The following is a 6,808-nucleotide window of genomic DNA, read 5'->3' as shown; positions in this document are numbered from 1 at the left end:
CGGGATTGGTCAAAATAGTTTGACTATTAGCGGCTAAAATCGCCCGGCGCTAACAGCGGTTTTTTGGGCTAAAGGTGTGGATGCTCCGGGGCTTCGTTTTTACTCGTTCACTTCTCGGGAAAGTATTAGAGCTCAGCTGATAGAGGTACCGCACTGGCGTCGAAGCCCTGCGTCTTCTTCGCTTGATTGGGGAAAACAGCCTCGCTTAAGCAATTGCGAGCCCGCCCAGACGTATCTGTGGGGTTGTCTGCACAATTCGCGGTATTATGTTGCGGAGTTTTGAAAGGAGCCGCTGGTGGTCACGACGACGTTTGCTTCGCCTTTGGGCGAAATCCTGCTTGCCGCTGATGGCCGCGGTTTGACGGGACTTTGGTTTGAGGGGCAGGAGCATTTTGGCTCCACGCTTCTCAAAGAAGATCCCGAACATGTTGAAGGCGCCGATGCAGTTTCTGGTGCTGGCGGCATGTCGTCGGTGAGTCCGGCAAATGGTGCGGCGTCTTCGGTGCTTGAGCGTTCCTGGGCTTGGCTGAATGCTTATTTTGCAGGGCAGGAACCTCGGTTTACGCCGCCGTTGCATATGATCGGCACGGCGTTTCAGCGTGAAGTTTGGTACGAGCTGCTTTCTATTCCGCGTGGAGAGGTCGCTACGTATGGCGAGATCGCCCAGCGTGTTGCGGCTCGACATCGTGTACCGGGAAACGAGGCGCCCGTTGTGTCTCCCCGTGCCGTGGGGACTGCGGTTGCACGCAATCCCATTTCGATTATCGTGCCGTGCCATCGCGTGGTTGCCGCCGATGGTTCGCTCAACGGATATGCCGGCGGGCTTGACCGCAAGGAGTGGCTGCTTCGGCTCGAGGGCGCGTACGAGGAATAACGTTCGAGCACTTTGCATAGCCAAGACGCCGTGAAAGAACGGGATGCGCTTTCCGAATGGCGTCCCAAACGGAAACCGTGTCCCGGAATACAGCCTTAGAGTGGGATGCCGTTTCCGGTTGAGACCACTTGCTTGGACATCTTTCTACGCCCGCTTCTGCAGGGCATAGATCGACTTATCCATGTTGAACAGGTAAGCCGCGACGCAGACGATGAAGAATGCCGGCAGATTACCGAAACCGAAGACTTCGCAGCCAATCAGGATGGGTGCGAGCAGCGTATTGGTGGCGCTGCCAAAGACGGCGGCGTATCCCAGCGCGGCGCAAAGCCCGATGGGCATGCCGAGTTGAGCCTCGTTATGGCGATATCTGGGTAACAGAAAGGCCCGCGTTCCTCAGAGGCAAGATAGGCAATTCTGCTTCTGAGGTAGATCTCAATTCTGCCGACCGCATCAAACATTAACTGCCGGAGGGCTCGGTCAAATTCATACGTGTAGATGATGGTTTCGAATGTTGTGCCTTCGCGAAAGATGGTAATCCCGGACTTGCATTTGGTTTGCAGGGAAACCAGTAGGCCGACAGTTTGTAGTGGCCGACTTCGACCAAAGCTCGCTCGAGTTCGCTTTGATTAGAGCACTTAAGACCCTTGTTTTCTGTCAATAGTGCTATCTGTTCGTTGATGGATATCCGCGACTTCCGGTATTTCATTTAAGCCTCTTGATAGAAAAAGGGCTGGAGTTGCGCATCGTTGAGAGGCTTTCCAGCTTTAGCAAAACAAACTTATAAGATGCGACGGGCCGCGTCAAGATAATTACCGGACGGCCTAGGAGGCGGCTGGTTGGCTGGCTTAAAACCTAGCGCATGAAATGACGCTCCACACTATTCAGCGCGCTTGATAGGATGACGAACCACAGTCTTAAGTTTCTCCGGTGCACATTTGCGTGGATCGGAGAGATAGATTTCGTGATGGAAACGGGTGTCTGAGAAGTCGGGGACATAGCCCTGCTCGGTCGTGTATTCATTCATAGCGTTTACGGTCGCCGGTTCGTTGTCGTAGGGCCCGGTGTGCATGCATTGAACGCAGAGACCCTCGTCAACTTTAAGCAGCTCGACGGCAGAAAAGTCAAGTTTCTTTTTGGTCGTGGCTTCCGCGACTGCCCAGTCAAAGTCATCTCGGGTGACGAAATCGGGCAGGCGAATGCACGAGATAAAGTTGAAATCGTCCTTGCGTACATAATCGATGTCGCCGCTCGGGGAGTCTTGCCACCAGAAACCCTCGAGCGGCGGTACCACAAAGTCGAAATAGCCCTTGATACTCCTTGAGCCTTTCTTCGACATCTTGACGGTATAGGCGATGCCGTAAAGCAGCGGCAGGGCGTTTTGATACTCGCCACCTTCGGTATTTGGGTCGCCCTTTCCGCGAACGGCAACGTAGCTCATAGGCGGGACAGTTACGATGCTCGGCTTGCTTGCAGGTTTGTAGAGCTCCTTGCATTCCTTCTTAAAGTCGAACGCCATGTTGGCCGCCTTTCTGCGTATTGGCCTGCTTAGATAACGGAATCATATCATAGAAACGAACAGCTGTTCGAATGATTTTGCTGACAGATAGAGATGCGTGCGTTGTGTTTGGCGGTCGGCCTGACCCCGTCGATGATTTCTCTGCCTCCCCGGCGCCTCATCTATGGCTGTCGTTTCCCCATATAAAACCTGCCAAAATGAACCTGTCCCTTTTTGGTCGGCGTGAAATGGGTAATACTAAAGAGTTATCCGACCAGATGGGAACCGATCGATGGCCTATATCGAATTCAAAGACGTCATCAAAGCATACGGCGAGGGCGATGCCCGCATCCATGCGCTCGACGGCGCGAGCTTTACCGTTGAGCGCGGTGAGCTCGCCATTATCCTGGGCGCTTCGGGCGCCGGCAAGACTACGGCGCTCAACATCCTAGGCGGCATGGATACGGTAACCTCCGGCTCCGTGACAGTGGACGGGCGCGACGTGAGCTCTGCCAACGAGGCGCAGCTTGTGGAGTACCGCCGCGCCGACGTCGGCTTTGTCTTTCAGTTCTACAATCTGGTTCCCAACCTGACGGCGCTCGAAAACGTTGAGCTTGCAGCTCAGATCTGCCCCGATTCGCTCGATGCCGAACAGACGCTTCGCCAGGTTGGCCTGGGCGAGCGCCTCGCCAACTTCCCCGCGCAGCTTTCGGGCGGCGAGCAGCAGCGCGTGTCCATTGCCCGCGCACTGGCCAAGAACCCCAAGCTTCTTTTATGCGACGAGCCCACGGGCGCGCTCGACTATAAAACCGGCAAGCAGATCTTGCAGCTGCTGCAGGATACCTGCCGCAAGCAGGGCATTACGGTCATCATCATCACGCACAACTCCGCGCTCGCGCCCATGGCCGATCGCCTGATCCGCTTTAAGAGTGGTCGCGTGGAGAGCGAGACGGTCCAGCAAAATCCCGTGCCTATCGAGACGATCGAGTGGTAGCGCCCATGGACCAGGACCGCCAAAACAGCCAAAACCACGATACGGAGCGCGCGGGTCGCGACCGGGAGTTTGCGACCTACCGCACCGCTCAGAGCTCAAACGATATGGTGCCGACGGTTTTTCGCCGTGGCATCTACCGTATAATCCGCGGCAGTCTTAAGCGCTTCTTGTCTATCGTGGTCATCACCGCGCTTGGCGTGAGCGTGATGTGCGGTCTTAAGGCAGGCTGCGAAGATTTGCGCGATTCGGTCGACGCCTATTTTGACCAGCAGAATGTCTATGACATTAACGTGCAGTCGACCTATGGCCTTACGCGCGACGATCTTGCGGCTATCCAAGAGGTCGACGGCGTCGAGACGGCCGAGGGTATCTACACCGAGACCGCCTACACCGCCGTGGGCACAACACGCGAGCGCGTGATCGTGCAAAGTCTTTCCAAGGAGAATATCGATCAACCGGTGCTGGTGAGCGGTGATTTGCCCGAGAGCGCCGATGAGGTCGCGGTGACTTCGAAGTTCCTGAAGGCTTCGGGCAAAAAGCTCGGCGATACGGTGAGTTTTGCCGCCAATGACGCGAGCTCGTCGAACCAAAGTGCCAAGGACCAGTTTGCCGCGGGCGATTACACCATTACGGCCGAGGTCCTCGATCCCACCGACGTGAGCTCCGACTCGACAGTCAACGCCTTTCGCGCTGCTTCGGCTGCGGACTATAAGTTCTATGTGAACGAGGACGCCGCGACATCTTCTTCCTACTCCTCGGTCCACGTGATCGTCGAGGGAGCCAAGAGCCTCAGCTCCTATTCGGACGCCTACACGACAAAGATCAACGAGGTCAAGGGCAATATCGAGAAGATCCGCGAGGAGCGTGAGAAGGCACGTGCTCAGGAGTTGACGGTTGACACGCCGGCAAGCTTAGATGCGGCCGAACGCCAGGCGAATATGCTCTTTGGGATTGAACAGGGCAACATCGACCGTATGGCCGAGGGCAGCGAGGAGCGCGTCCAAGCTCAGGCCGAGTTGGACCAGCGCCGCGCCGCCGCCAACCAACAATTCGCCGATGCCCGCGCCGAGCTTTCCGATCTAGGCGAATGTACGTGGTACATCCAGGACCGCGGCAATATCGCAAGCTACTCGAGCGTGGAAAGCGATAGCTCGTCAATTGAGGCCATCGCCACGGTGTTCCCGTTTATCTTCTTTATCGTCGCCGTGCTCATCAGCCTTACCACCGCTACGCGCATGGTCGAGGAGGAGCGCACGCTTATTGGCCTGTACAAGGCGCTCGGCTATTCACGTGGGCGTATTCTGTCCAAATACGTGGACTACTCGCTGTGGGCGTGTCTGATCGGCGGCGTGCTCGGCAACATCATCGGATTTGTGGGCCTGCCGCTGTTCCTGTTTACGGTGTTCGACGACATGTACTCGCTGCCCCAGATGCTGCTTTCGTACGACATCGTGTCGTCGCTCGTGTCGGTGGCGCTGTTTGCCGTGGGCGTGGTGGGCGCTACGATTATCGCCTGCCGCCACGAGATGTCCGAGACCCCAGCCTCGCTTATGCGTCCCAAGGCCCCGCGTGCCGGCTCGCGCATCTTGCTTGAGCGCATCGGCTTTATCTGGCGTCGCATGGGCTTTTTGAACAAGGTGGCGGCGCGTAACCTGTTCCGCTACAAAAAGCGCGCCTTTATGACCATCTTTGGCATCGCGGGCTGCACAGCGCTTGTAATTTGCGGCATGGGCATTCGTGATACGTCGGTCGCGCTGTCGCCCAAGCAGTACGGGCACATTACGCGCTATGACCTGCTGGCGGTCGCCAATCCCGATGACTTTACGCAGACGTGCGCGGCGCTGGACGAGCGCAGTGCGGCCAAGGACTCCAATGTGACCGTGACCTCGACGCTGCCGATTATGACCGACAACGTCACTTTTACGTTTGGCGGCAAGAGCGAGACCGTACAGCTCATTGTGATTCCCGACGACCGCACGGGTGACTTGGGCGATTACGTGCGCCTGGAGGATGAGTCCAAAGAACCGCTCGCCCTGCGTGACGGGGACGTGTATTTAAGCAAGAGCTCGCAGCTGGTGCTGGGGATTCAGCCGGGCGATACAGCACACGTCCAGGATTCGTCGCTCAATGTTGCCAAGGTCAAAGTCAGCGACATCTCGCTCAACTATCTGGGCAACACGCTTTACATGACGCAGAGTACCTATGAGCGCGCGTTCGGTCGAAGCGCACGCCTCAACGGCGTCTTTGTGCTGCTTAAGGGCTCGTCGGCCGACCAGATTGCGTTTAGCAAGAATCTTAAGAGTGACGGTTGGCTTACGATTTCGAGTACGGCCGAGCATTGGGAAAACTATGAGGCGAACTTTACGATTATCAATTCGGTCGTGGTGCTCGTGACCTTTATGGCGGCGTGCCTGTCGTTTGTGGTGGTGTTTACGCTGTCCAACACGAATATCTCCGAGCGCGAACGCGAGCTGGCGACCATCAAGGTGTTGGGCTTCCGTCGCGGCGAGGTGCACCACTACGTCAACAAGGAGACGTTGATCCTCACGGCGATTGGCGCCGCACTGGGCGTACCGCTAGGCGGCTTGCTGGCCGAGAGTTTTACGTACATCCTGCAGATGCCGTCGCTGTATTTTGATGTTGAGGTCGAGCCGCTGAGCTACGTGCTATCCGTGTTGCTGGCCTTTGCCTTTACGTTTATCGTCAACCTTGCCACCAATCGAACGCTCAACAAGATCGACATGGTCGGCGCCCTCAAGAGCGCCGAGTAACCTGCCAAAAAGGGACAGGTATATTTTGGCAGGTTTTATCTGGGCAAACGCCGGACAACCATTAGGTGGCCCAGCGTTTGCCCCGTTTTGCTGGGGATGTCTGTCGTTCAGTGCTCTTACTGGCCAATCCAGTGTTGCGCATAGCTCTTAATGTCTTCGGTAAAACCGTCAAGGTCGTCAAGGGTGATCACGCTGTCGATAAGCAAATTGGCTATCTCGCGGTGCATTGTGCTGCGGCGAATGTCGTTTGCAATTACGCCTGAGGACAGCTTGTCTCTATTGAGGCGCTCTTCTAGTGCCCAAAATCTACTGGACGCTTCGCTGTCGCCGTTCAGCATCTCAACGTACTGGCCGATGAGCTTTTCCATATAACGTTCTTGCCATTGAGGAAGCATTTTCTTAAACAGCTTCCAGTCGCTTTCGGTTACGTCGCGCATATGTTCTCCGCTCGTCAAACGGGCTTTCCATTTGCCTTTCATTCTATTTGGTTTTCGCTCGCAGGTGCGGATGAGAGGCTCTCTTTAGCCTTCGAGATTGGGCTTGAATGGGTCGTATGCCACAAAACGGGCCTATCTACTACGTTTAATTGGATACCCTCAACCATGCCGGGAAAACGAAAAATAAAACCGACGCTCCTATAAGTTGTCAAGAGGCAGTTTGCGGGAGCGCTCTCT

Annotated in this window: 7 protein-coding genes; 3 read left to right on the top strand and 4 right to left on the bottom strand. The window is 56.0% G+C overall.

Annotated features, from left to right (window positions below):
* Positions 1-295 precede the first annotated feature (295 nt).
* Positions 296-874 (top strand): methylated-DNA--[protein]-cysteine S-methyltransferase, encoded by a 579-nt coding sequence (locus LK493_RS09890; RefSeq protein ID WP_227790904.1) that lies wholly within the window; start codon positions 296-298, stop codon positions 872-874.
* A 144-nt stretch (positions 875-1,018) separates the two neighbouring features.
* Here LK493_RS09890 and LK493_RS09885 read toward each other — a convergent pair whose 3' ends face one another.
* The 3 genes from LK493_RS09885 to LK493_RS09875 form a co-directional block, all read right to left on the bottom strand.
* Positions 1,019-1,213, bottom strand: a complete 195-nt coding sequence (locus LK493_RS09885; RefSeq protein WP_227790903.1) for a chloride channel protein — start codon at positions 1,211-1,213, stop codon at positions 1,019-1,021.
* Positions 1,132-1,404, bottom strand: coding sequence for an Abi family protein (locus LK493_RS10395; protein ID WP_227790905.1), 273 nt, complete (start codon positions 1,402-1,404; stop codon positions 1,132-1,134). Before LK493_RS10395 ends, LK493_RS09885 begins: the two co-directional genes overlap by 82 nt.
* A gap of 347 nt (positions 1,405-1,751) precedes the next feature.
* Positions 1,752-2,390 (bottom strand): GyrI-like domain-containing protein, encoded by a 639-nt coding sequence (locus tag LK493_RS09875; RefSeq protein WP_227790902.1) that lies wholly within the window; start codon positions 2,388-2,390, stop codon positions 1,752-1,754.
* A gap of 271 nt (positions 2,391-2,661) precedes the next feature.
* Between LK493_RS09875 and LK493_RS09870 the strand changes: the two genes are divergently transcribed.
* Both LK493_RS09870 and LK493_RS09865 read left to right on the top strand, forming a co-directional pair.
* Complete coding sequence (locus tag LK493_RS09870; protein ID WP_227790901.1) at positions 2,662-3,363, top strand: ABC transporter ATP-binding protein; 702 nt, start codon at positions 2,662-2,664, stop codon at positions 3,361-3,363.
* 5 nt (positions 3,364-3,368) lie between these two features.
* Positions 3,369-6,134 carry an FtsX-like permease family protein gene (locus tag LK493_RS09865; RefSeq protein ID WP_227790900.1) on the top strand — a complete coding sequence of 922 codons (2,766 nt, stop codon included), beginning with the start codon at positions 3,369-3,371 and terminating at the stop codon, positions 6,132-6,134.
* A gap of 116 nt (positions 6,135-6,250) precedes the next feature.
* On the opposite strand, the gene LK493_RS09860 is transcribed toward LK493_RS09865, so the two are convergent.
* Positions 6,251-6,571: a multidrug transporter gene (locus LK493_RS09860; protein WP_195235102.1), complete on the bottom strand. Its 321-nt coding sequence runs from the start codon at positions 6,569-6,571 to the stop codon at positions 6,251-6,253.
* Positions 6,572-6,808 lie beyond the last annotated feature (237 nt).

Origin of the sequence: Collinsella aerofaciens, from assembly GCF_020709435.1 — a bacterium.
Taxonomy (GTDB): Bacteria; Actinomycetota; Coriobacteriia; order Coriobacteriales; family Coriobacteriaceae; genus Collinsella; species Collinsella aerofaciens_AU.
This window is presented reverse-complemented; position numbering and strand designations above follow the sequence as displayed.

Coding starts and splice junctions, on each gene's coding strand:
- LK493_RS09885 (WP_227790903.1), bottom strand. CDS start 1,213: ATGCCCATCGGGCTTTGCGCCGCGCTGGGATACGCCGCCGTCTTTGGC.
- LK493_RS09875 (WP_227790902.1), bottom strand. CDS start 2,390: ATGGCGTTCGACTTTAAGAAGGAATGCAAGGAGCTCTACAAACCTGCA.
- LK493_RS09870 (WP_227790901.1), top strand. CDS start 2,662: ATGGCCTATATCGAATTCAAAGACGTCATCAAAGCATACGGCGAGGGC.
- LK493_RS09865 (WP_227790900.1), top strand. CDS start 3,369: ATGGACCAGGACCGCCAAAACAGCCAAAACCACGATACGGAGCGCGCG.
- LK493_RS09860 (WP_195235102.1), bottom strand. CDS start 6,571: ATGCGCGACGTAACCGAAAGCGACTGGAAGCTGTTTAAGAAAATGCTT.